General features: G+C 64.7%; 17 protein-coding genes and 1 pseudogene. 3 read left to right on the forward strand and 15 right to left on the reverse strand.

Going from position 1 to position 23,747, the window contains the following annotated elements:
* Positions 1–178 precede the first annotated feature (178 nt).
* From DIE03_RS18330 to DIE03_RS18385, 13 genes are all read right to left on the reverse strand, one after another.
* Positions 179–1,021 carry a hypothetical protein gene (locus tag DIE03_RS18330; RefSeq protein ID WP_124452729.1) on the reverse strand — a complete coding sequence of 281 codons (843 nt, stop codon included), beginning with the start codon at positions 1,019–1,021 and terminating at the stop codon, positions 179–181.
* 165 nt (positions 1,022–1,186) lie between these two features.
* The gene (locus DIE03_RS38320; protein ID WP_185658180.1) at positions 1,187–1,618 is read right to left on the reverse strand and encodes a hypothetical protein; all 432 of its coding nucleotides are present in this window, start codon (positions 1,616–1,618) and stop codon (positions 1,187–1,189) included.
* A gap of 30 nt (positions 1,619–1,648) precedes the next feature.
* Positions 1,649–3,346, reverse strand: a complete 1,698-nt coding sequence (locus DIE03_RS18340; RefSeq protein WP_124452731.1) for a M4 family metallopeptidase — start codon at positions 3,344–3,346, stop codon at positions 1,649–1,651.
* Positions 3,347–4,277: 931 nt separating this feature from the next.
* Entirely contained in the window at positions 4,278–5,945 is a 1,668-nt protein-coding gene (locus DIE03_RS18345) for a hypothetical protein (RefSeq protein ID WP_124452733.1), read from the reverse strand.
* 80 nt (positions 5,946–6,025) lie between these two features.
* Positions 6,026–7,201, reverse strand: a complete 1,176-nt coding sequence (locus DIE03_RS18350) for a hypothetical protein (protein WP_124452735.1) — start codon at positions 7,199–7,201, stop codon at positions 6,026–6,028.
* Positions 7,198–7,983, reverse strand: coding sequence for a streptomycin biosynthesis enzyme StrG (locus tag DIE03_RS18355; protein WP_124452736.1), 786 nt, complete (start codon positions 7,981–7,983; stop codon positions 7,198–7,200). Before DIE03_RS18355 ends, DIE03_RS18350 begins: the two co-directional genes overlap by 4 nt.
* Positions 7,980–10,400, reverse strand: a complete 2,421-nt coding sequence (locus tag DIE03_RS18360; protein ID WP_185658181.1) for an SAM-dependent methyltransferase — start codon at positions 10,398–10,400, stop codon at positions 7,980–7,982. The genes DIE03_RS18355 and DIE03_RS18360 overlap by 4 nt, the downstream gene beginning before the upstream one ends.
* A gap of 26 nt (positions 10,401–10,426) precedes the next feature.
* Positions 10,427–12,283, reverse strand: coding sequence for a hypothetical protein (locus DIE03_RS38325; RefSeq protein WP_185658182.1), 1,857 nt, complete (start codon positions 12,281–12,283; stop codon positions 10,427–10,429).
* A gap of 173 nt (positions 12,284–12,456) precedes the next feature.
* Positions 12,457–13,905, reverse strand: a complete 1,449-nt coding sequence (locus tag DIE03_RS18365; protein ID WP_124452740.1) for a GDL motif peptide-associated radical SAM/SPASM maturase — start codon at positions 13,903–13,905, stop codon at positions 12,457–12,459.
* A 103-nt stretch (positions 13,906–14,008) separates the two neighbouring features.
* On the reverse strand, positions 14,009–14,593 hold the full coding sequence (locus DIE03_RS18370) for a DUF1842 domain-containing protein (RefSeq protein WP_124452741.1): 585 nt from the start codon (positions 14,591–14,593) through the stop codon (positions 14,009–14,011).
* 46 nt (positions 14,594–14,639) lie between these two features.
* Positions 14,640–15,257: a DUF1842 domain-containing protein gene (locus tag DIE03_RS18375; RefSeq protein WP_124452743.1), complete on the reverse strand. Its 618-nt coding sequence runs from the start codon at positions 15,255–15,257 to the stop codon at positions 14,640–14,642.
* 48 nt (positions 15,258–15,305) lie between these two features.
* A complete protein-coding gene (locus DIE03_RS18380; RefSeq protein WP_124452745.1) occupies positions 15,306–15,494 on the reverse strand; it encodes a DUF1843 domain-containing protein in 189 nt (62 codons plus the stop codon).
* Between the two features lie 380 nt (positions 15,495–15,874).
* Complete coding sequence (locus DIE03_RS18385) at positions 15,875–18,154, reverse strand: sigma-54 dependent transcriptional regulator (RefSeq protein ID WP_124452747.1); 2,280 nt, start codon at positions 18,152–18,154, stop codon at positions 15,875–15,877.
* A gap of 831 nt (positions 18,155–18,985) precedes the next feature.
* On the opposite strand from DIE03_RS18385, the pseudogene DIE03_RS18390 reads away from it, so the two are divergent.
* Positions 18,986–19,165: pseudogene (locus DIE03_RS18390) on the forward strand (helix-turn-helix domain-containing protein); the annotation flags it as partial.
* A 143-nt stretch (positions 19,166–19,308) separates the two neighbouring features.
* Here DIE03_RS18390 and DIE03_RS18395 read toward each other — a convergent pair.
* A complete protein-coding gene (locus tag DIE03_RS18395) occupies positions 19,309–20,346 on the reverse strand; it encodes a LysR family transcriptional regulator (RefSeq protein ID WP_124452801.1) in 1,038 nt (345 codons plus the stop codon).
* Positions 20,347–20,428: 82 nt separating this feature from the next.
* Positions 20,429–21,172, reverse strand: coding sequence for an SDR family oxidoreductase (locus DIE03_RS18400; protein ID WP_124452749.1), 744 nt, complete (start codon positions 21,170–21,172; stop codon positions 20,429–20,431).
* A 205-nt stretch (positions 21,173–21,377) separates the two neighbouring features.
* Between DIE03_RS18400 and DIE03_RS18405 the strand changes: the two genes are divergently transcribed.
* Positions 21,378–22,877 (forward strand): PLP-dependent aminotransferase family protein, encoded by a 1,500-nt coding sequence (locus DIE03_RS18405; protein WP_124452751.1) that lies wholly within the window; start codon positions 21,378–21,380, stop codon positions 22,875–22,877.
* Positions 22,878–23,189: 312 nt separating this feature from the next.
* Positions 23,190–23,690: an Ohr family peroxiredoxin gene (locus DIE03_RS18410; RefSeq protein WP_124452753.1), complete on the forward strand. Its 501-nt coding sequence runs from the start codon at positions 23,190–23,192 to the stop codon at positions 23,688–23,690.
* The last annotated feature ends 57 nt before the right edge of the window (positions 23,691–23,747 follow it).

Genomic DNA, 23,747 nt, shown 5'->3' on the forward strand with positions numbered 1-23,747 from the left:
TGATTCGCCGCGCTATCGCATGGCGACGAATCGGGCTCGATTGCTTCCCGATAATTGATTGCGCGCGCAAATGATGTAGCCGGACTGATGGAAAAACCGGGCTACCTGTTATCGCAGCGCGCGACGGACTCGTCGCGTTCGCCCGATGCGCCGCGCCGATCCGCGCTACGCGCGTTCGTCAGGCCGCAAAGATCCGGCGTTGGTAGTCGAGGATCAGCCGATCGATGTCCTGGTCGGCGCGCCGCGGCTGGCTTTTCGGCTCGAGCCAGAGCCACCGCATCATCCGGTAACGCGCCTCGACGCACATCAGCCAGGCATCCCAGTCCGACCAGTGGCGCAGCAACGGGATATTGCGAATGTCCCGCAACCCGTCGCGGATCTCGTACACGTGGAAGTGCCGGCTCGCGCGCTGGCTCAGTTCGTCGAATGCGCGTGCGGCTTGCTCCGGGTCGGACAGCAGAAAGTCGTGAATTTCGATGATCACGTGGCTGCCGGAGAGCTGTTCCAGCAGCGTATCGTCGAACAGGTCGAACTCCGCGCCCTCGATATCGCACAGGATGACCCGGTCAGCCGGGGCGCCACCGTGCTCCGAGAGTATCGCCGGCAGGTTGCGATCGGCCTTGCCGTAGACGGCGACGCGATCCGCCAGCCCCATCTCTGCGGCACGGTGCTGGATGGCCTGGCGGCGCTGGTCGTCCATCTCGAAGCACAGGCTGCGGGCAAAGACGTTGTTCCTCACCAGGCCGATGCCGAAGATCCCGTCGGCAGCCCCGAGGTCGACCAGCACCTTTTCGCGCGAGCCGAGCGCTTCCAGAATCGCGCACACCGCGATTTCATAGGTGCCGAGCAGGTAGCCGCCGACCGCGACCTCCGCCCACTGACTGAAGCCGATGGGATAGCCGCGAAGGATGCCGTACTGGACGATCGAACCCGTTTGTTCACGTAGCAACTGCGACAGATAGTGCAGACGAAGATTCGCGGCCTGGATCGAGCTCTGGTTGAAGTATTGCGCGTGGTCCATCTATTTGTTCTCGCTGGGTGAGCAAACGCGTCGGAGAATGCGGCGACGGCGGGACGCCTTCCGCGGATGCGAGCGCGCGTCCTGCCTCGGACGAGAATATAACGCGTTGTCGGTACGCTGCCAGCACGGCGTGAACCCGAAGATGCCGGGATGCGGGCCGACGGGTCAGCGCAATGCCTTGATCACCTCATCGGCCGCCCTGATCCCGGACTCCAGCGCATCCTCGAAGTAGCCGATGCATTCGGTCGTGCTGGACGGAGGTGACGCCTCGGCGGCCCAGTTGACGCCGGACGCGTTACGCACGAGGCTGGCCCGCGCGGTGATGTTGCGCAACGTGTCGTGACCTTGGCGATAGCGGCCGGCGATTTCGAAGGCGGCGACGCGGTGAGGCATGGCAGCAAATGAGGGAAGGGCGGCATTGCAGCCAGCGACCGAGCGCGACCTTGTGGGTGTCAATCCACCCAAGGAGCAATGTCTGCCGATCAACCGCCTGAAAATCGCAGACGGTTGATCGACACCGGCCCGTCGTTCGCCCGAGCGTCGCGTGACCTCGTTCGGATTACCGCCCTCCGGAGCGAAGTACTGCTTCGCGATCACCAGGCGTTCGACGGGCTCACACACGCGCCGTCAGTTCACCCCGACCGCACTCCAGGCGCGTGCGACCGTTGCGCTTTCCGCCGAGTTCGCGCCATACAGGTCGTTCGCCGCCTGGATCGACGCACGTCGCGCGTTCGGGTAGCTCGAGTTGGCGTTCAGGTACACGGTCAGCGTCCGGTACCAGATCTTGCCGGCCTTTTCGCGACCCAGGCCGCTGAAGGTCGTGTCGCCGTTGCAGACCAGTTGCGTCCGCGACAGGCCGGTGTCGGTCGACGGTACCGCCGGGCCTTCCGACAACAGGTAGAAGAAGCGGTTGCCGACGCCCGACGTGAAGTGCGGATCGTGGCGCGGATTCGACCATGAGAAGCCGCCCGACGGATAACAACTGAACGACCGGCCGTCGAGATCCTGCTTGTACATCTTGCGCAGGCCGCCGCTCACCACACGTGCGCCGATCACGTAGTTGCCGGGATCGTTCGGGTTGTTCGCGTAGTACTTCACGAGCGTGCCGAAAATGTCGGACGTCGATTCGTTCAGGCCGCCCGCGTCACCCGAATAGTTCAGGTTGGCGGTGGCCTCGGTCACGCCGTGGCTCATCTCATGCCCGGCGACATCGACCGAAACGACCGGTTTCGGCAGGCGGGTGCCCGGATCGCCGTCGCCATACACCATCACGTGCGACGACAGCCATGCCGCATTGGCGCCGGTCGTGCCGCTGCCGGTGTTGAATACCACGTGAGCGTAGCTCTTCACGCCGCGGCCGTCGTTGAAGATGCCGTTGCGGTTGTGCGTGGTCTTGTAGTAGTCCCAAGTCAATGCGAGGCCATAGTCGATGTCTGCCGCGACGGTCTGCCGGTCGGTCGTCGTATTGTTGCCCCACACGTTCGTGCTGCTCGTGAAGATCGGCAGGTCGGTCGCTTGCTCGACATCGTCCGAGCTCAAGCCGCGACCATCATAGACCGAGCCGCTGCCGCGGCTCGGATCGAGCATGCGGTACGCGTTCGTGCCGGTCTGGTCCGTGGTGAGCGTCAGGTTGCCGTAGTACAGCGAGCGGCCGGTACCGGTCGCGGCGGCGGTCTTGATCAGGTCTTGCGCGTCGAGCACGGTGCCCGTGCGCGCGTCGACGTAATACAGCACCGCATCGCCGTGCGCATCGGTCGCCTTGCCATATACGCGCACCGCGTAGGCCAGGACCGGTGCGGCATCGCGCGCGAATACGACGAGCCCCGCGTCATCGACGCGACGGACGTCCGAGTCGAAACGCGTGGCCGCGATGCGTCTGGCCTTGACCGCGCCGACGTCGGGTGCGTTGCGTACCACCGAGCGGTTCCCGACCTTGCCGATCGTGGCGGCGAGATTGATCGGTGCGAGCTGGGTCAGGCTGGCTTGCTTCAACTGCCCCTTGCTCGAATGGACGACAACGTCGCCGCCGATTACGGGCAGGCCCGCGTAGAAGCGATCGAAGCGCACGTGCTCGGTGCCGTCGGGATCGACGATCACGTCGCGTACCTGGAACTGATCGCCATCCGTCGGTGCGTTCGCTTGCGGCCCCGCGAACTTCAACGTACGTGCAGTGCCGCCGATGGCGAGGCTGAAGGCGGACGGGTTCTGCTGGATCAGTTGCAGCGCTTTGTCGACCGCGGCCGACTGGTCGCCGGCCTGGGCAAAAGCACTGAGACTCGCGACGGTAATCGCGGTGATGGGCAGCAGTCGAGACAGTTTCTTCATGTAATTCCCCAGATTATGAGTGGGTTTGTTCGAGGAATGAATCAAGTGAAGACTTCGATGTAAGACATGTCGCGAACAGCAGAGGCATGCTAGAGGGTGGCTTTTATAATTACAAGATGTTTCTATTGATATTAAATTTTCATATCGGCCTCGTTAATCGAGTCGTGATTTGGTGAGAAATTTGAAATGATTCTGTCGGCCGCCTTGGAGGTAGGGGGGCATTGCGTCGAAAGCACGGGGGTGAGCGTTGCGCCGCTCCGGGCAAGGCAGGGTGTGATGCAGGGCGGGTGGGCCGATGGATGAGTGGAAGCAGAATCGAGGAGATGGATGAAGCTTTTTTATTAAATATTTGTGGTGATGGTTGCTATTTTTGGCACTCTCGAGCGGCATTGATAATGCCGTCGATATTTTCTCTTTTTGATGTCAATGCCAACAGATCCGCAGTGAATGCCTGACGGAAGACAGTTGTGTTGCGTGTTACGAAATTTAGAATGTGAATCGATGCAATATCTTCCGGTCGCGCGGATCATCGCCTGACGGTCGGTAGTACCAGTCATGCGATCCACTGTCGACTCGATTCGCTCAGTGGCGCGCTACGGCATCAGATGCTGCTGGATCCCGGCTTCCATGAACTTGCGTCTAGTATCATATTTGACATAATGCTGATGATCACTTTTTTGACTTGTAGTGGCTAGATTGAAATGTCCGCTTTTGGCTACATAGAAATGCCCGCTTTTCGACCCAACGTAAGCTGATCGGCCGCTGGCAATCCAGCTCCGGAGGCTTCAATGGCTGCAACGGAACGGATTCGGGCCGACGCTGGCCTGCGAGAAGCCCTGGGAGTGCCACGGGATTCGGCTAGCCAAAGAGACGGCCATGTCGGGTCACCCATACGGGCGACCCGGCGGATCGACGAATTCCGCGCTCCCGGTCACTCGGGAACGACACCATCCTCGAACGGCTCCTCGTCGCCGGAACCTGCCTCGTCGGCGTTATCGCTCGTCTCTTCGGCGACGTCGGACGCCTCTTGCTGCACCTCGACGGCTTCCTCGACCTGGTCCTTCAATTGCTGGCTCACCTGGTCGCCCAGATTCTCGACGATGTCGGGAAGCGATTGCGTGACCTCGCCCAGGCTTTGGTTCGCTTCGCTCAGTTGACCGGCTTCGAGCTTCGAGCTCGCGTCGACCAGGTTGCCCTCGGCCTCCTCGATCTGCTCGTTGACCTCGATCTGCGCGAGATCCTTGAGCTGTGTGCTCGCGCTGTCAATCCCGCCGCCGATGTTGTCCCCGGCCACCTCGCTGTATGCTTCGGAGCCCGACGCACGCGCCGCACTCACGTCGTTCGCGAATGCGGCATCGTCCGCCGGCACCTGCACGTTGCCTTCGCCTGCGGCCCGGTCGGCTAGTTGCTGGTCCTGCTGCCGCGCGTCGTTGCCGATCGCGTCGCCGGCATCCTGCGCATCCTGCTGCTGTTGCTGGTTGGGCGCATCGCCGCGATTCTCGTTGGCCTGGTCGTCCTGGAGCTTGTTGTCCTTGCCGGTCAGCTTTTGCTTCAGGAAATCGAGCGCCATCCACACGCCCATCGCCTGCAGGAAGTAGCCGAGCACCTTCTCGAACGTGAGGTTCGACCAGAACTTGTGCCAGCCCGACTCCGGCGCGAGCGGGATCGCGATTACCTTCTTGTTGAGCAGCGTGCCGGTCAGGATCGGCCACGCGGTGGTGTCGCTCTCCTTGCCCGTGAAGGTCCCCTTGAAGCCGAATGCCGCATTGAGCGCAACCGCACCGGCGGTATCGACGATCTGCCCATTGTCGAACGACAGCGTGCTCGTCGAGCTACTTGACCCGGTGAGCGTGATCGTCATGCCGCTCAGGCGGTCGGCCGGATCAGCCGGCGACGGTGCCCCCGACTTCCTGGCGAACACGATCGTGCCTTCGGACGTCGCGCCGGTCTTGCCGTCTCCCGGCGCCGAATAGACATAGTAGGTCCGGCCCGGCTGGCCCTTGTCGTCCATGCCCCATAGATACGCATAGCCGCGCATCCAGGTGCTGACCGCGACGTAGCTCGGGAAGTCGAGCCCCTTGAACAGGTCGTACTGGTTGAAGAAGGCGGCAATTGCCTTCTCGCTGTCGGACACGGACGGCAGCTTGAATGCGTCGGTCATCGCGCTCTGGAAGCCGGTCGCCATTTTCGACGTCGGCGACGTCATGATGTTCTTGCAGAAGCTGAGCGCCTTGGCCATGTTCGCGGCGGCAGCTTCGGTCACGGAGATCGGCGGGTAGCCCTGCGTGCTGAAATCGAGTGCTTCGCCGACCGACATGACCGGGAACAGTGAATCCGGCTGCGAAATCAGCAATTGGTAAATGAAGCATGGCTTGGTCTGCCCCTTCGAATCGGTGTAGGTGCCGTCGAGCGTGACCGTGCCGGCCGCGCCGTTGGCCAGCACCTTGCCGCCCGACGATAGCGCCAGCAACGTCAGCTCCTGCAGATAGCCCTGCTTCGACGAGTTCTGCGCGACGTTGGTCGACGAGTTGAACGCGTTGAGCACGACGACGCTCTTGCCCGACTTGTTGGTGATCGAGCAGTTCTTGTTGATAGCCATCGTTTTTCTCCGTAGGTGAGTAGGAACAACACAGGTTGACGGTGATGACGTCGCTCGCGGCATGCACGCCGCGTCTGCATCTAGTACTCGACGCGGGTCGTGCTCGACCGAACGCCGCCTTCGAACCGGGTGGAGATGATCGTGCCGCCGATCGGTTGCCCGTCGGTCGCGAACTGCGCCGCGCGATAGTCGACGTCGGTCACGCGCACGACGGTCCGGCCGTCGGTAGCGAAACCCGTGACGAGCGAGCGCCATGGCGCCGCGCCCCCACTCGATAACCATTCGTCGCGCACCTGCGCGAGGCTGCCATCGGCGCGGAATGCCCGCCGCGTCCGATCCGGCGCACGCGTGGGCTGCCAGGGCTCCGGCACAGGTTTCGCCGGCGCGGCTTCGCGCGGCGGCGGCACGGGGTCCCCCGGTTTCAGCACGCGTGTCGAGGTCAGCTTGCCGTTCGTGAAGCGAAACAGCGTCAGCACCTGCGTGTTGCTGCCCCCCGGCTGCAGCGTGACGAGCAGATGCCCGTCGAGAATCTTGCCGCGCGCATCGAACGCGACCCCGCTGTAGTTGGATTCGACACGTTGGCGCACCGTTGAGCCGTCTTCCGCGTAGTTGGTGGCGAGCAGACGGCCTGGCGTTCCGTGTGCGGTCAGGATCGAGCGCGCGGTGCTCGCGAGCGTCAGCGCAGGGCCGGCATGGCGGAAAATCGCCAGTTCGCCGCCCCTGAGCCGCGTGCCGACCAGCACGGCGTTCGCGAAATCGATCTCGAGGCGGCTCGCGATCGCGCCCTTCCCGTCGGATGCATCGTTGACGAGCGAGTAACGCGCAGGCCGTTCGTTCGCGTAGGTCATCTCGGCGACATGGCTTGGCGACCCGTCGGGCCCGGCGAGCGAGAATTGCGCGACGCCTTCGGTCGGCCAGCCGGCGGGGTCGAGCGCCAGCGCGCGATAGATGCCTTGCACCGTGCGCCGCAGCGTACCGTCGGCGGTGAGCAGTCGCGTCGCCGACGACACCGCTCGGCCTTGCGCATCGACGACGATGTCGGACGTCGAATGGGGCGCGCCGCCCGCGAGCGATGCCGCATAGCGGATCGTGCCGCCCGCATCCGACACGTCGGCGTAGCTGGCGTGGCCCATGGTCGCGACGCTCGCGCCGTCGGGCCCGTAATGCACCGCGCCGACCGATCGCGGCCGGTTGCGCGCCAGGCCTGTCACGTCCACCGCGACGGCCAGCGCCTGCTGCCCGAGTTCCTGAATCATGGTGCCTCCTGCGTGATCAGGGATTGCCCGACGGGCCCGGCGTTGCCGCCGCTGCCGCACGGCCGCTCGAGCACGTTGACGATCCGGTCCATCAGCGCGACGCCTTCGGCGCGCGTCGTCGCCCGCTTGTAGGAAAACCGCATGTCCAGGCTCACACGCGTCACGCCGGAATGATTGGCGACCGTGCCGTGGCCCAGATACCCGCCGTCGAAGATCAGCACTTGCCCGTATCGCACCGGGACCGATTCAAACTCGCCGCTGCCGTAGTCGCGCTCGAGCCACAACGTCGCGCCGTCGAACACGTCGGTGAACGGCATCCAGAAGTTGATCTGGTCGATCCGGCGCGTCACGCAGATGTCGTGATGAAACGAGCTGATGCTGGCTGTGCCGGACAGGTGGATGCGCAGCTTCGGATGGCTCGTGTACGAGATCCCGCGCCCTACCAGGGGCGCGAGCTTCGCGAGCATGAAGCCGTGGTAGAGCTTCCAGAAATCGGCATCGGCTGACTGACGCTCCATCATCGCGCTCACCATCAAATTGTCGCGCGGGCCGATCCGAGCACTGCGCCCGTTACGCCGCCGATGGTCGAGCAGGTACTCATGCAGCCGGTCGAGGCGCTGCACCTTGTACACGTCGCGGCTCAGCACGGCCGCGAATGGAAAGCGCGCCGTGTCGTAGTCGAACAGCACCCATGTGCGCCGCGGGCGCTGTCCGGCTTCGCGTACGAGTTCCGCGCGATCGACGTCGGCAATCGACGCATCCGTGCCCATGACGGTGCTCATGGGTGGTCCGCTCCATCCCGGTGCAGTCGCGCAAGCAGCTGGCGGACACGCGCGAGATTGGTCGATGCGCGCTCATAGCCGTGCCACAGGAACAGCCCGCCCTTGCGGCTCGCTGCGGCCATGATCGCGACAAGATGCGCCCACGCCCAGTCGGGCAGCCCGAGCCGCGGTGTCGCAGCGAGCACGGCGGCGTCGGCGTCGCTCATGACCGTCATCCCGCGCAGCGCGCTGCTCGCGCCGCTAGCGCCTTGCGCGGTGCCGTGCACGAGCGGACGCAATGTGACCGGGTCGAGCGTGAATGTCAGCGATCCGCTCGCCATCGCGGACGGCCCGTCACGCCATTGCATCGCTTCGCCGTCGAACGTCGCGGCCACGCGCCGCCCGCCGATCGAGAAGCCGCCGGCATCGACGCATGCAGAGGTCACTTCAGCCAGCGCCCCGTGCCGTAGCAGCAGTCGGTATTCGCCATGCAGGTACGCGGCGGGCAGGTCGTCGCAGATGCGGGCCGCGAACGGCACGCGGCGCACGCCGAGCGTGAAATGGTCGCGGCCGATCGACAGCGGTTCGTCGACAGGCGTGCCGTTGAGCGTCACGCTCATCCCGGCGGCCGTCGGCAGGATCGCGATCAGGTGCTCGCCGGCGTCGGGCGCGAGCCATCGATAGACTCCGGCGATCGCGCTGGCCGGGAGCCGCGGGCGCGCCAGGCACTCGTCCACGACGAGCTTGTGCGATGTATCGGGGTGGGCACCCGCCGGCCAGATCAGTCCGACCCAGCGCCGCTGGCCGCCGGGGCGCAGATCGGGCTGCAAGTAGCCGGAGCAAGGATTTCCGGCATCGGCGGACCACGTGAGCACGCCCTTGTCGAAACGCGCGGCCTGCACACGCACCCCATTCAGGTCGACGCGCGTGACACCGCCGTCCGGCCGGCCGAACACCGACAGCGACAATGCGTGCCCAGCGGCCAGATAGAAACCGCTCCATACCGCCAAGTCGCGACGCAGCAGTTGCTGGAAATCGGCGGTGAGCGCAGGCCAGTCGGCCGCGATGCCCCGTGCGTCGCTCCACGAGGCGGCCGCCGCCTGGACGTGGCCGGCCGGCGCGCGCTTGACCGCCGCGAGCAGCGTCGCGCTCGCCGACTTGCGGTCGAGCAGCAGGCTCAGCAGCCGGCGGTTTTCGGGCTCGCCGCCGGCACGCAGTCCCTTTGCGGCGAGCTGGATCGCTCCGGCATCGCGCCGGCTCAGCAGCTCGCGCTCGCGTGGCGACAGGCCCGGCCAGCCGGCGACGGCCGTGGCGGCATCGTCGCGATAGCGCTCGCGCAGGTGCGGATCGTCGCACAGCGCGAGCACGAACCGCGCGGCCGCGCTGTCGGGCTGCCACTGATAGCTCTGCGGCACATCGAAGGTCGCGAAATCGGTGAACGCCCGGCGTTCGCGCGGACCATAGCGATCGATCACGCGCAACGCTTCGGCGCTCGTGCGCAGCGGCTGGCCCGGGTGCAGCAGCCCGAGTCGGTCGAGCATCGCCGCATCCGCGAGGGCCGCGTCCTTGGGCGGCAGGTAGAAGGTCGAGATGCCGGTCACCCAGTTCTGTACCGACGGATCCCTCAGCGAGGCGATCGTCTGACGGTCGATCAGCGGCTCGACGCCGGGATAGCGCGAGCCGACATAGTTCACGACCGGATGGTCGGCGCCGTACATCGCCTCGAGATAGTCGAGCAACACCGAGAAGTTGCTGTTCAGATACCCTTGACGGCGATAGCCGAGCTCGCCGATCAGCCCGACCTGCCACAGCACGAGGTGCAATCCCGTATCCGGCCGGCGGCTGCGGATCAGCATGTCCGTCGCCTCATACATCTGCATGCCGGGCTGGCTGGGATCGACGCCGAGATCCGCGCAAAGCGTGTCGAGCGCGCTGACCGCCGCACGCATCTCCGCGCGATGCCCTTCACGCCTTGCAATTCGGACGGCACGGTGCGTCGCCAGCACGAAGATGCCCGGATGACCGTAAAAGATCGCGACGACCCGCTGCCCCTGTCGCACCGGATGCAGCATCGCCTCGGCCATCTGCATGTACGTGACGTAGCGTCGCTTGCTGTCGTCGTACAGCGTGTAGAGGTCATAGGCGTCGGGCCGCTCGCGCAGCAGCCAGACCTTCGTCGCCGGGTCCGCGACGCAGAAGAACACATGATCTGCCGCACGAATGCGCGCCTCGTCTGCACGCGTGAAACCGCTCGCCTCGATCCCGGAGCCGAGGATCTCGAGCGAACCGGGCCGGTCCGGCGGCGCAATCGCAGCCGGATCGTCGGTAATGGACGCCGCACGCGCCGCAATCTCGCGCGCGAGATGCCGCCAGCGGCGGCGATGCGTTTCCGCATCGGGATAGCGCTCGGGGTCCGGCTGCGGCCAGGCAGTGCTCATGATCGATCCTCGTAACGGACGGGCAATTAGCCCTTCAGGTAGACCATCGCAACAGACGCCCCCGTCTTCACGGGCAGCGGCCGGTTCTGGTACGTCGCTTTCGCGAGCGTCTGGAACGCCAGGTACGCGTTGGTGCCGGTGTTCTGCTTCATCTGTGCCACCAGTGCGTTCTGGGCGTCCTGCGGCCATCGCCAGTTCTGCGCTTCGGTATCCGCCAGGCTGTTCTTCGTCTGCAGGATGGTCGACAGCGTCACCTGTAGCGTGGTTGAATCGCCCTGCACTTCCTGCACGTATTGGCTGAAGGTGGTCCAGCGTGTGTCGACCGGGATCGGATCGTTCAGCATGTAGTTGACGAGCAGGCCCAGCCCGGACGTCTGGCGCGGCTGGAGATTCTGCATGTCGCGCTCGTCTGCCTGCCGCCATGCGTCGAGCAGCTTGCCGGCTGTCTGGAACGCGACGTAGATCGCGACGCCCTCGACGAGCGTCGGCAGCGCCTTGGTCATGATCCAGTTGCCGACCGCGCCGAGCACGCGCGATAGCGTCCCTGGCTGCACATCGACGTCGGTGTCGATATCCACGTCCACGTCCACGTCGATGTCGCTGTCGGTCACAACATCGATGTCGACGTCGATATCGACATCGACATCCACGTCGACCACGGCAATGAAATCGACGTCCACGTCGATGTCGACATCCACGTCCACATCCACGTCGATATCGATGTCCACATCCACGTCGATATCGACATCGATGTCGATGTCGACGTCCACGTTGATGGGATCGGCATCGTCCCCCACTGCGCTGTCCGGGGCCGCGCTGTCGCCGTTCGCGTTGAGCGCGCCGCGAATCTTGCCGGCGATCTCGCCGACGTTGGTCGCGAGCCATTGCAGCCCGCCGGGAATCGCGCCCAGCAGGTTGATCGCCGCATCCACGGCCATCGCGAGCTGGACGGTGAAGAACGCACCGTAGACGAGATCGTAGAGCACCGCGTACCAGGGCAGCGTCGGGTCCTGGTACGACTGCGCGATGAACTGCTGGCCGTTGTACGTGCCGACGAAAGCCCACGTGATCGTGTCCGGGTGCCCTTCCCACGCGAGGTCGCGTATGACAGCCGTGAGCAGCATGCCGTTTTTAGCGGTTGCCCCTGCACTGGATAGCCGTGAGGTCGCGAAATCGAGTGGAATCGGCGTGCCTCCGGTCGGCGTGTACACCGCCTTGCCGTCAGTGATCGTCAGTGTGCCGACGCAGGTTGTTGGCACGATGAAGCCCATCGAACTCGCTGCCGGCGGTTCGTAGCAATAGTAGGTGCCGGGAAATGCATAGAGCTGATTCGTCGCCCAGTAGCCCAGCGCGGAATAGAGGCCAAACGTAAGCCCCGCTGCGCCGTTCTGCGAGAAATAGGTCGCCGCCGCATCCGGCAGGCTGGTCACCGGCGTGTTCTCAACCAGCGCGTTGAAGTTCAGTGCCGTCGGCGTGAACGGCTGGCTCACGATATTCCGGTAGAAGTTCCAGCCCGCCGTTGCGACATCCGCGTCGGACTGCGCGAGCGGAATCGTCTGCGACCCGGGCGTGAGTGCTTCCACGACGGCCACCTTGAGCGGAAATTCGTCCGTCTGACGCGTAATCACGACGCGCGCGATCGGCTCGTCGGTCGTGAAATGACCGGTGCCGTCCGCCGGGACGCTGCCGAGCAGCGTATAGGTCGGCACGTAGGCCGAGGGATCGGTCGACGGCGGATTGGTCGGGGTCGGCGACATCGTCGTGTAAACATTCACCGCCGCACCGTAAGTGCTGGTGACGTTGATCGGGTAAGTGGCCATGTTCATTGCACCCATGCGCAACAGGGCGAATACGGCGATAGATCGGATGGCTGACAAATGCACGTATCCATGGCTTATCTCCTGTGGAAATTGATTCGCGTCCTGTCAGGACGCCCGCATCCTGCAGATTCCGCTTCGTCGGCAGCACCCCGATGCACGACATCGCCGGGCGAACAGGCGCGGCATCGCGGCCCGCATGGTCGTTGTCCCGAGCAAGGACGTGTGGCCGGTACCGATCAACTCAACAGCCGCTCGACTTCCTCGATGAGCGCATGACGACGCTGCGCGTCCTGTTCATAAGCCCGCTCGGCCGCCGCAATGTCCGCGCCGCAGTGCGGGCATCGGGCGTCGTGCTGATGCACGTAGCTGTTGCACGCACGGCACACGGCCAGCCTCGGCGGGATTCTTCCGACCGCCGGCGCACGCTTGCCCTTGTGTTTCCACGCCAGCTCGACGGTCTGCCCCGAACGGGAAATGCTCGACACCGGCGTGCCGTCCGCAATGCGTTCGGTAACCAGGTCGAAGCGGCCAACCGCGAAGGACGCAGGCGCCGCCTCCTCGATCTTCTCGATGCGTTCGCGGAGCCCCTGCTTCTTCAGTTCGAGCACCCGGTAATGGCAATACGGGTTATTGCCCGGCTTGCCGAGCAGCGAATGCGAGGTCCATGTACAGCCGCCGCGACACACGTCGGCGTAGTAGCACGTGCGGCAAAATCCCCACAGGTCGTCCACCGAGCGGAGCCGGCCGAAATGGATCGCGTCGCTCGTGCGCCAGATCTCTTCCAGCGACAGGTCACGAACGTTGCCGCCCGCGAACCCGACCGTCGCAAGCGACGGACAGCCCTTGACGGTGCCGTCCGCTTCCAGCGCAAGAACGGTCTGCCCAGCCGCGCATCCGGTCCAGTGCACCCGCTCGTCGCCAAAACCGCGCCACAGATACTCGTACGGCCCGAAGTAGCCGATGTTGTTGCCGACATTCATGAGTAATCCGCGATCGAGCCCGCGCTTGTAGAGGTCCGCCAGCAACGGCATCAATTCCTCGAGCTGGTACGGCTGCAGCAGCAGTTCGTCGTGATCGACCGCGTTGCCCATCGCGACCGTCAGCTGAATCTGCCAGTGCGTGGCCCCGAGCTCGATGATCGTATCCATCAGCGCGGGGAGGTCGCGCATCGTTTCCGAACCGATCTGCGTGTTCACGCTGACGGCAAGACCGTGCGCGCGGGCGCGCTTCAGCGTATCCACGGCCCGCTCGAACGAGCCCGGCACGTTGCGCACCTTGTCGTGCAGCGGCGCCAGGCCGTCCAGCGACACGCCCAGCCCGTTCAGGCCCGCGTCGACGGCCTGCGCGAGCCGGGCGGGCGTCAGGTTGCGGCCGCCCGTCTGCACCGCGCAGTACATCCCGTGTGAGCGGATGGCCTTGATGAGTTGCGCCCAGTCCTTGCGCAGGTAAGCCTCGCCTCCGATCATCGACACTTCGCGCGTGCCGAGCCTGGCCAGCGCGTCGATCACTTCGAGGCACTCGTCGGTCGACAGCTCGCTGGTGCGCCGGTGGCCCGCGCGCGATCCGCAGTGCAGGCACTTCAGGTCGCAGGCCAGCGTGATTTCCCACACGACGTGAACCGGGATGGATCGTTCGTAGTCCTCTTCGCTGAGGAAGCGAACCGGGCGCAATTGATTGTCTTCCATATCGATGTCCCTCGAGTATCGCCTGCCCCGCCACGGAAATTCGCTGGCCGCCGGGAAGGTGCCCGCCCGCGCACCGCGGCGGACACCTCCACTTTGCAAACGCTCAGCGTACGCCTTCCAACCGGGCAATCTCGGCGTTCAGGCCGGCGAGGGCTTCCTCGATGCGGCCCGCATCGGCGAGCTGCTGCTCGGCCTGGCGGGCCAGCGCCTTCATCCGGCCGAGATCGCCCGATTGCCGCGCCTGCTGCAGCCCGACGCCGTACAACGGCGTAACCGGATGCCGGGGCTCGAACGGTTGCAGCGCGCCGGTCACAGTCATGAGCGCGTGGTCCACTTCATGCCAGCGCGCGCCGTCGAAGAACCGGTAGCTGGCGACGCCCGACTGCCAGTCCGCCTCGACGATGCCCTGCAGCCGGAACGTTTCGGCCAGGCCGCTGGTCGGCCCGGATGGATTGCCCTCCACGCTGAGGGCGAGTTGCGTCTTGCCACCGGGGGTCAGCACGAGCGGGCTGAATTGTCCCCATACTTGCGCACGGAATTCGAGCGGCGGCCAGGTCGTCTGGGTGACGCGCGCCACGCCGCTGACCTTCTTGGCGGCCGAGTTGATCAATAGCGCGAGCGTGAGGACTGGTGCGCCTATCGCCGGCGTTGCGACACGGAAAGTCACGGGAAAAAGAGCGGCGGACATTGAATGGCTCCTGTAGCAATTAAGGATCGGGGCAACCGGACCGGCTTCAGTTCCCGGCTTCCAGACGCGCGATTTCGGTCTTCAGCGCCACGAGCGCCGCCGCGATTTCGTCACGGCTTTGCAACTGGTGCTTTGCCGCTGCCGCGACCGTCTTCATGTGCGCGAGATCGCCGGAGGCCGCCGCTTGCTGAATCGGGGCGCCGTACAACGGCCGCGGGCCGCCGTGCGGTTCGACGATCACCGGCCCCGGCTCGAGCGGCACGAATTCCCGATCGATCCTGGCAGGCACGTTCTCGACTTCGCGCCAGCTGCCGTTGGCGAAGAAGCTGTACGTCGCGATGCCGCTTTGCCAGTCGCTTTCCAGCACGAGATGCAGCCGGAACGTGACGATGGAATTCGAGTTCGGGCCGCCGTCGTTGCCGTGCAGCGTCACCAGGATGCGCGTGTTGACCGGCGGCATCAGCGCCAGATAGGTGAAGTTGCCCCAGACGTCGGCATGGAAGTCGACCGGCGGATTCGTGGCCTGTCCGATCGTTGCCGTGCCCACCACACTGCCTTCGGGCGTATCCACGAGCAATGCGAGCCTGAGCGACGGCGCACCGGGCATGCCGGTGCCGATGAGGTAGCCCGCCGGGAACAGCCCGGTACGTGTGTTCTCTGACATGTGGTTCTCCTCGGTGGTGAACGAAACGGCAAAGCGTGCGACGGCCGCTCAGGCCTGCTCGCGCCTCGCAATCTCCAGCTTGAGCTTGCCGACTGCGGCGGCAAGATCCCCCTGCTGCTTCAGAACCTCCTCGGCCTGGCTGAGCAAGGCCTTCATCTTCGCTACATCTCCGTCCGATATGGCCTGATGGATCGCTACGCCATAAGGCGGAATGACATGCCCGGTTTCCCTGTTCACAACGTTCTCCTTGAAAGGATGGTCGCACCGATTCGCGAAGTCTCCGCAGGCACAATCAAAGCAACACGTGTGCCAATTACCGCACGTCAGGCATCCGTCCGCGAGATCCACTGCGGCTCGCCGATCGAAGGACGAATTCGTCCGGTAGCTTCGAGCGCGATGGACGAATTCGTCCATGCGCGGCTACATGGGTCGGTTTCCGGGGATGCAACGGCACGCAAGTCCGGGGCTCGACTGGGCTCGACGGGACTCGACGGAAGGCGGTATGGAGGGACCGCCGCGAGCGCGGCAGCTGGAGAAGGTTGATCGGCGTACGACTCCGAAGTCGGAGGAACCGAACCGCCGTGCTGGACCTTCGGGAAATCGCGTTGATGCGATCGCTACAGCATCCCACGCGCGTGGTTCGGGCCCGCGAGCGCAACCGCAGGCACGTGCAGCGGTCGCTCGTGCGCTTCGACGTCAGGCGTTGTCCGTGCGGGCTGTCGCAACAGTTCCGCCAGATACGTCGTCGCGGCAAGGCGCGCGGGCACCGAGCCGAGCGCCAGAGCCGTCGAGATCGCGATGCGCAGCCCCTGCTCCGCCGCGCCGGTGTCGCCGAGCATCCATTGTGCACGTGCCTTGACGATCAGCAACTCGCCGAGATAAGCACGCTCCTGCCTGCGGATCACCTCGTCAATCGCCTCTGAAACGAGCGCTTCGCATTGCCGAGCACGCCCAGTGCTCAACAGGAGCTCGCCATGCTTCCAGGCCTTGATCGAATGGAACAGCGCGCCGCCATGCTTCGCGATGTCGTTGTCGTAGCCATCCAGCAGCATCGCCTCGGCTTCGCCATCCTTGCCGACCATGCTCAGATAGCAGGCCCTGAATATTCGGGCCGCCCCGCTGCAACAAGCCGGACGGCCCGCTAACGATACGGCGTCGAGCGCGGTCGTCAGATCCCCGAGCCGATCTGTGTCGCAGAACAGCATCGCGAGCCACGCAGCACCTTGCAGATCAACCGCGCGACTCGGCGAATGCGGATGTTCTTCGTCCGATCGCGCGATCAACCCGTCCATCGCACGGCGCGCGTCGTCGACCGACCCGGTCTGGTATGCGGCGAGCCCCTCGAGCGTCAATGCCAGTCCTGCGACATCGACGCCCTGGACCCCGAGCCTGCGGTCAGCGCGGCCGATGCCGCGCAACCCGCCGCGGGACAGCGACGCGAGCGCTTCCTCGCTGTCGCCGAGCCAGAAAAGCGTATTGGCCAGCGCGACGTGGGCCTCGTCGAGCGCGGCCCGTTCCCCCATCGCGTGCGCGCGCTGAATGAGTTCCTGGGCCGTGGCGCGCGCCTTGCTGAGCTGCAATGTCACCAATTGCGTCGTCCAGACGCCGAACTGAACCGCCGCGAGTTCAAACGCATCGCATACGCCGTCGCCGATCGACAACGCGGCCTTGTAACACTCCATTGCCTCGGAACACTGCCAGCCATTGACGCCGCGCAGGCTGACGGCAAGCAGGCGATACGCGCCGAACAACAGCCGGCAGCCATCTTCGGTCTGGCTGGCCTTGTGCAGCAGATCGACGCAACGACGCAGCAGCGCAACGGCTTCGCGAAGCTGGCCTGAGCCGATCAGCGCCTCCGCACACTCCAGGCACTGCCTCGCTTCCCCATGTTGCACTTCGCGTGCTTTGAGCCGGCGCTCGATGACCTTGCGGCTTACACCGAGCATCGCGGCCGCGGCGCTCTTGTTGTTCGACGTCCTCTCCAGCGCGCGATCGATCAGCAACTGTTCGGCCGCGGCCAGCTTGTCGTCGCCGCCGAGCTCCAGCAGGCGATCCGCGAGATGGGCGCGCGCGTCGTCGTCGTGCGCGTCCGTCGCGAGAAACGGCGCCAAGGTCTCGGCATCGATCCGGGGATGCTGCGCAAACACGCTGAGCTGACTCACGAGGTTGCGCAACTGGCGAACATTGCCTGGCCATGGTTGTTCACACAGGCGCTTGATTGCCGCCGGCGTGAACGCGAGCGCCCGCGCTTGCCGGGCCGCAAAATGGGCTGCAAGGAGCGGGATGTCTTCGCTTCGCTGGGCGAGCCCCGGCACGTTGAGGATGAATACCGCGAGCCGATAGAAAAGGTCTTCGCGGAACCGTCCGGCGCGCGCGTCTTCCAGCAGGTTTCGATGCGTCGCCGCGACGACGCGCCCGTCAAACCGCAGGCTTGCCGATGCCCCGATCGGCCGGAATGTGCGCGTTTCGAGCACACGGAGCAGTTTGGGCTGCAGCGCAAGCGGAAGCTCGCCGATCTCGTCGAGAAAGAGCGTTCCCGAACCTACCTGCTCGAACAGGCCGCGGTGGTGTTCGACGGCGCCCGTGAAGGCGCCTCGCACGTGCCCGAAGAACTCCGCTTCGATCAGGTCGTGGGGGATGGCGCCGCAGTTTACGTCGATGAATGGCATGTCGCGACGCGGCCCGTTTGCGTGAAGACGCCGCGCGACGAGTTCCTTGCCGGAACCCGTTGGCCCGACGATGAGAAGTGTGTGCCCGGTCGGCGCGACGCGGTCGATCATGGCGACCAATTGGCGGAGCGCAGGCGATACGCCGATCAGCGCATGCGCTTCAGATGCGTCCTGGTCGCGCGCGCCCACGTCCGGGCCGGAGGCGGCCCCGTTCCGTATCGAACTCATCGCGCGATACGCGGAAATCGCCAGGCACGCAGGTGATTGACGACGCCGGTCTGGCGGGCCCTGGTGCCCGGGCACGCCGTCGCGTCAAAAGCGGGCAATCTGCCCGCGCTGCGGATTTCTGTCCCCGGTTCTGACATGCTCTTTCCTATTCGGTCGAATTCGAGAGCGATTTTTTCGATATTTTATCGACAAAGCCCAACCGAAGCGTTTTTTGAATCAATCAGCGGCGGTTTTTCGTTCCCGATCGCTGATGCATGAATCGTCACGGCTGGAATGTCGACTTAGGTTTAAACCAGTGTAGCGTGAGTTCGTAAAACAAGAATTAAAAAATAAATGGGGAGCGAATGTCTTTTCAGGAGCACACCGGTTACGGGTTTATTGTGCTTTTTTGCGAGGTGCCGCAGGTTGCCCGGCGTAGTCGCCAGGGACGCGACTGGCGCCGGTAAATGGCAGGCGCCGGGTGTGTCGTCCGTGTCAGCGGTTTGATATAACGAATCTCTGTTACGAACACGTGGCTCCGACGCGGATTTTCTTTTACGATGCAGTTTCAGCATCCTTGCAATTAAACCGCGCTAGTACTATAGGGAGGCGCGGCCTCATTCTGCGCTGCAGTAACACCGGCGGGCTCCGCCCGCCAGTATACCGATCGGTCAATCTGTCCCGCCCCGAAGACCCGGAATTTTCGAACCAAGACCGGGACGAAAATTTGGCTAGCCTCAATTCAGGCAATCCGAAGCAGCGCAACGCTGGCATGGCATGGCATGGCATCGCGTCGGGCATTCTGATCGCGGGCAGGCATGCGCCGAAGCGCATCGTGGGCCAACCTCAGCTGAGCTTGATCGACTCGAGGTGATCCAGGCTGTGGTGGACACGGGCTTGAAGCCTCGGCGTGCAGCCGAACGGCTGGGCCTGACGGTCCGGCAGATCGAACGGCTAGTGATTCGATACCGGGAATCTGGTGCGGCTGGACAGACGCCGCGCAAACGTAGTCGTCCGGGGAACCAGCGATTGGCAGTGCGAATCGATTTGACCGGTGGATTGTACTGAAATCAAGGTCACCCCTACCCGACGCGGTCCCAACATCCGTCTTCTCACCCGTACCTGATGCTCGACAGATCAATCGCGCGCCCTCAACGTCTTCCTTCCTGGATTCTTCAAGCAGCTAATGCCGGAGATGACTCATCCGCGACATCCGGGTTGAAACGGGTCATGCAGTTCAGGTCAAGTGCGCGTATCTGCTCGGTCATGAAGTCGACGAAGATACGAATGCGTGTCGGCAGATGTTGCCGGCTGAGATAGCAGATATAGTGGCCGCGATCTTCCGGCAAATACTTCGCCAGCGCGACTACGAGCTCGTTCGATGCAAGGTGGTCGCGAATCTGATAGCCCGCCATCTGCGCGATACCCGCTCCGCGTAGAACCGCCTGCAACACCAGATCCGCGTCATTGAACGTGAGGCGGGACGTCGGCAAATACTTTTGTACTCGGCCGTCGACGTTGAATTCCCATTCGAAGATGCGGCCGCTCGCAAATCGGAAGTTGATGCACTCGTGCCGGTCGAGATCCGCCAGACTCTTCGGGAGCCCGTGCGTCGCCACGTACGATGGTGCTGCGCAAAGCGCCATCTGCATCGGAATCAGTTGCCGCGCGATGATGCTGGAGTCCTCGATGCGGCCATTGCGAAACGCCACGTCGATCCGTTCCGACACCAGGTCGATCGGCCGGTCGTCGAGCAGCAGGTCGAAGACGATGTCGGGGTACGCCCGCGCAAACGTTTCCAGCAACGGCGCAACGATTTTCCGGCCAAATCCCACCGCCGAGCTGATACGGATCAGGCCGCGCGGCGGCCCCTGCCGCAGTTCCAGCATGTCGTTCATGGCCTCGACGATCTGCGCGACGCCCTGGTGGCAATTCTCGAAGAATCGCTGGCCTTCGCTCGTCAGCTCGGTCATGCGCGTGGTCCGCTGGAACAGCCGCGTATTCAACTGCGCTTCGAGCTTCTGGACATTCCGGCTCACGGCTGGCCGTCCGACGCCGAGCCGTTCGGCGGCCTTGGTAAAGCTTCCCTCGCTCGCCACTGCAACGAAGGCAAGGATGCCTGCATAGCTCGCACCGAAGCTCGCGGACAGCGCATCGGCGCGACCGGTCAGGTCGCGACAAACGCCGTGCTCCGAAGGTTCCGAATGATTCATTTCCGCTTCCTCAGACATGTCGCTCACTCCGATTGCCCGTTGCCGGCGTGCGCCGGCGAACCGCTGCACAGGCGAACGCGAATCAGCTTCTTGCGAGCCACTGGTCGAGACCGATGCGGCCGAGTCGCACACCCCCGAGCGGCACCAACGATTTCTCCTCGACGCGTCCGCCGTAGTAACGAGCATCGCGATCGGTCACCACCGTACGCGTATCGCCGACCGATTTCAGGTACCGCGCGACGATCTCCGCGAACGGCGCGCGATCCGGGCCCGCGATCTCGACCGTGCCGTTCCGCGGCGCGGCGAGCGCGGTCTGCGCGACGAGCGCCGACACGTCTTCCGCAGCGATCGGCTGAAACAGGCCGTCGCCAATGCGGACCGTGCCGTCTACCGTGCCGGCATCCGCGATGCCGCCGATGAATTCCATGAATTGCGTCGCGCGAACGATGGTGTACGGAACGCCAGCCGCTTCGATCGCCTGTTCCTGCGCGACCTTCGCCGCGAAATAGCCGTTCGCCGGCATGCGGTCGCAGCCGACGATCGACAACGCGACATGGTGGCGCACGCCGGCGGCCACTTCCGCCTTGCCGAGATTGCGTGCCGACGTGCGGAAGAAGTCCAGCACCGCCTGCGGCTCCCATGACGGCGCATTCGCCACGTCCACGACGATGTCCGCGCCCGTCAATGCGTCAGCCAGGCCTTCGCCCGTGAAGATATTGACGCCGGTGCTCGGCGAGGCAGCCAGCGCATGATGGCCGGCTTCGCCGAGCAGCGCGACGACACGCGAGCCGATCAGGCCCGAACCACCGATGACAACGATCTTCATCACACAATCTCCCGACGAATGGATTGCATTGGACTGCGAGGGGTACGCGACGGCGTCGGATCCGCTGAAAGGCGGTCATGACCGTCGCATGGCGTGCCGCAATTGTGGAAGAATCATGTCCTATCCATAAGTGCCAAGAATCGTCGATCGGACTGGTCCATACCGCATCTGTCCCTGTCCTGTTCGCGCCACCCGAGAGACCGTGATGTCTGCGCAGACGCCCCCGCTGTCCATCGAAATCGACCGGCAACACCAATTGCCCGTCTATCTGCAGATTTGCGAGCGGTTCAAGGCCGCGATCGCCGCCGGTCATCTGCGCCCCGGCGATCGCGTGCCCGCGCTGCGCGGCCTGGCGACGCAACTGAATACGGCGCGCGGCACGGTTGAGCAGGCCTACACGGTCCTGGTCGACGAGGGCTATCTGCAAATGCGCGGCGCGGCAGGCACGTTCGTCTCGCCGTCCCTGCCGCTCTCGCTGAGGCAGCCGCCGCCCGCCCCCGCCGAACACGCTGACCCGCAACGTGTGTCAGTCGGATCGAACGACACTCCGGCGCCACGCCGGGTGCAGCCGATCGCCGTCGCGCTGAGCGGCGAGCCGCGCCCGCTGCAACCGGGGCTCCCGGCGCTCGACGCATTTCCGCGCAAGGTCTGGCACCGGCTCGTGTCGCAGCGCGCGCGCAGCAGCGAACGTGCCCTGCTCGGCTACCCGAATCCGGCCGGTTACCGGCCGCTGCGCGAACACATCGCCACCTATCTGACGCTGTCGCGCGGCGTCACCTGCGTGCCGGAGCAGGTGTTCGTCACCGGCGGCTACCGCGCCACGCTGGAACTCATACTGCGCAGCCTCGCACGGGCGGACGAGCGCGTGTGGTTCGAGGATCCCGGCTATCTGCTCGCACGCGGGTTCCTGTCCGAGACCGGCGTACAACTCGTCCCCGTGCCGGTGGACGCCGACGGAATCGACGTCGAACGCGGCATGCAGTTGGACGCGCAGGCACGCTTCGCGGTCGTGACGCCGTCGCATCAGAGCCCGCTCGGGCATACGCTGTCGCTGTCCCGCCGCATCGCGCTGCTCGACTGGGCCGAAAAAATGTCGGGGTGGATCGTCGAGGACGACTACGACAGCGAGTTTCGCTATCTCGGCCGCCCGCTGCCCGCGTTGAAGAGTCTCGACCGGCGCGATCGCGTGATCTATTGCAGTACCTTCAGCAAGGCGATGTACCCCGGTTTGCGGCTCGCCTACGCGGTCGTGCCGGAGCGTGCCGTGGAACGCGTCGAACGCGTGGCGTGCAGCATGAATGCCGGATCGCCGCCGCTCCTGCAGGCGGCGCTGGCCGATTTCATCGAACAGGGGCACTTTGCCCGCCATCTGAAACGCATGCGCGCGCTGTACGGCGAGCGCCGCATGCTGATCGTGCATGCGTTGCGTCAGGCGTTCCGCGAGCGGCTGATCGTCGAATTGCCGGTGGGCGGCATCCAGTTCGCGGTGCGATTCACCGACGGGCCCGATGGGCCGATCGACGACGTCGCCGTCGCCGCACGTGCGCGCGACGCCGGGCTCGCGGTCGTGCCGCTGTCGATCTGGTATGCGAACAGCCACACGCAGCTCACGCCGCGCGGCCTCGTCATCGGGTTCGCGAACATCGTCGACGCGGACGAAGCGCAGCGTCACGCGACGACGCTGCGCGCCTGCGTCGGCCGCTGACGCGCGGGCCGCAGCCCGGTGGGGTGTCACAGACCTGCGTCACGGCCCCGATTGGTGTCCGACGGGAAACATTGAATCACCCGCGACGGCCATACCGTCGCACGGTGCGCTCCGCTAGCATTGGGGGCGCCCTTCTCCATGGACGAACCTGGATTCGGGCTGCACCCGAAGATCGCCGCGCTCCGCATACGATCGTTCGCTCCACTTGTTCGTGAAGACGCCATCTGCCCGGGCCGTGCAGCCCCCCTTTGCAACACGCTTCGACAAATGAACGACCGGGAATCGAAGCGTCGCCGAACACGAGCACGCATCATGAATGACAACAAGCTGCAGGCCCCTCCGCTCTCCCTCCTCGACAGGTATCGAGGTCGGGATTTCCAGCCACTCTATACGACGAGCGTCACCGTGTCCGGTGGCGAGACGGGACACGGCCGCGCATCCGGCGTCGTGCGCTCGGACGACGGAAACCTCGCCGTCGATCTGCGCCTGCCCACCGAGTTGGGCGGACCCGGCAACGGGACCAACCCCGAGCAATTATTCGCGGCAGGCTTCGCCGCGTGCTTTCACGGTGCGCTGAATCTGCTCGAGCAACGCGCCGGCATGAAACCCGCCAATGCGGTCGTGGAGGTGCGGGTTTCGTTTTGCCGCGATCCGATGGACGGCGGCCATGCATTGCTCGTCGACGTCCGCGTCCGGATGCCCAGCGTCGATCAAGACATCGCGGAAGAACTGGTTCGAGCCGCGGAGCGCCTGTGCCCGTACGCAAAGATGGCCAGACAAGCCACCGTCAATATCGTGACTGTCGTCGATTGACGCGACGCCCGTCGGGCGGTAGCGGCACCTGTGCGCTGAAGACCTTCGTTGCTGCTC

It is taken from the genome of Burkholderia sp. Bp8992, assembly GCF_003853705.1.
Classification (GTDB): domain Bacteria; phylum Pseudomonadota; class Gammaproteobacteria; order Burkholderiales; family Burkholderiaceae; genus Burkholderia.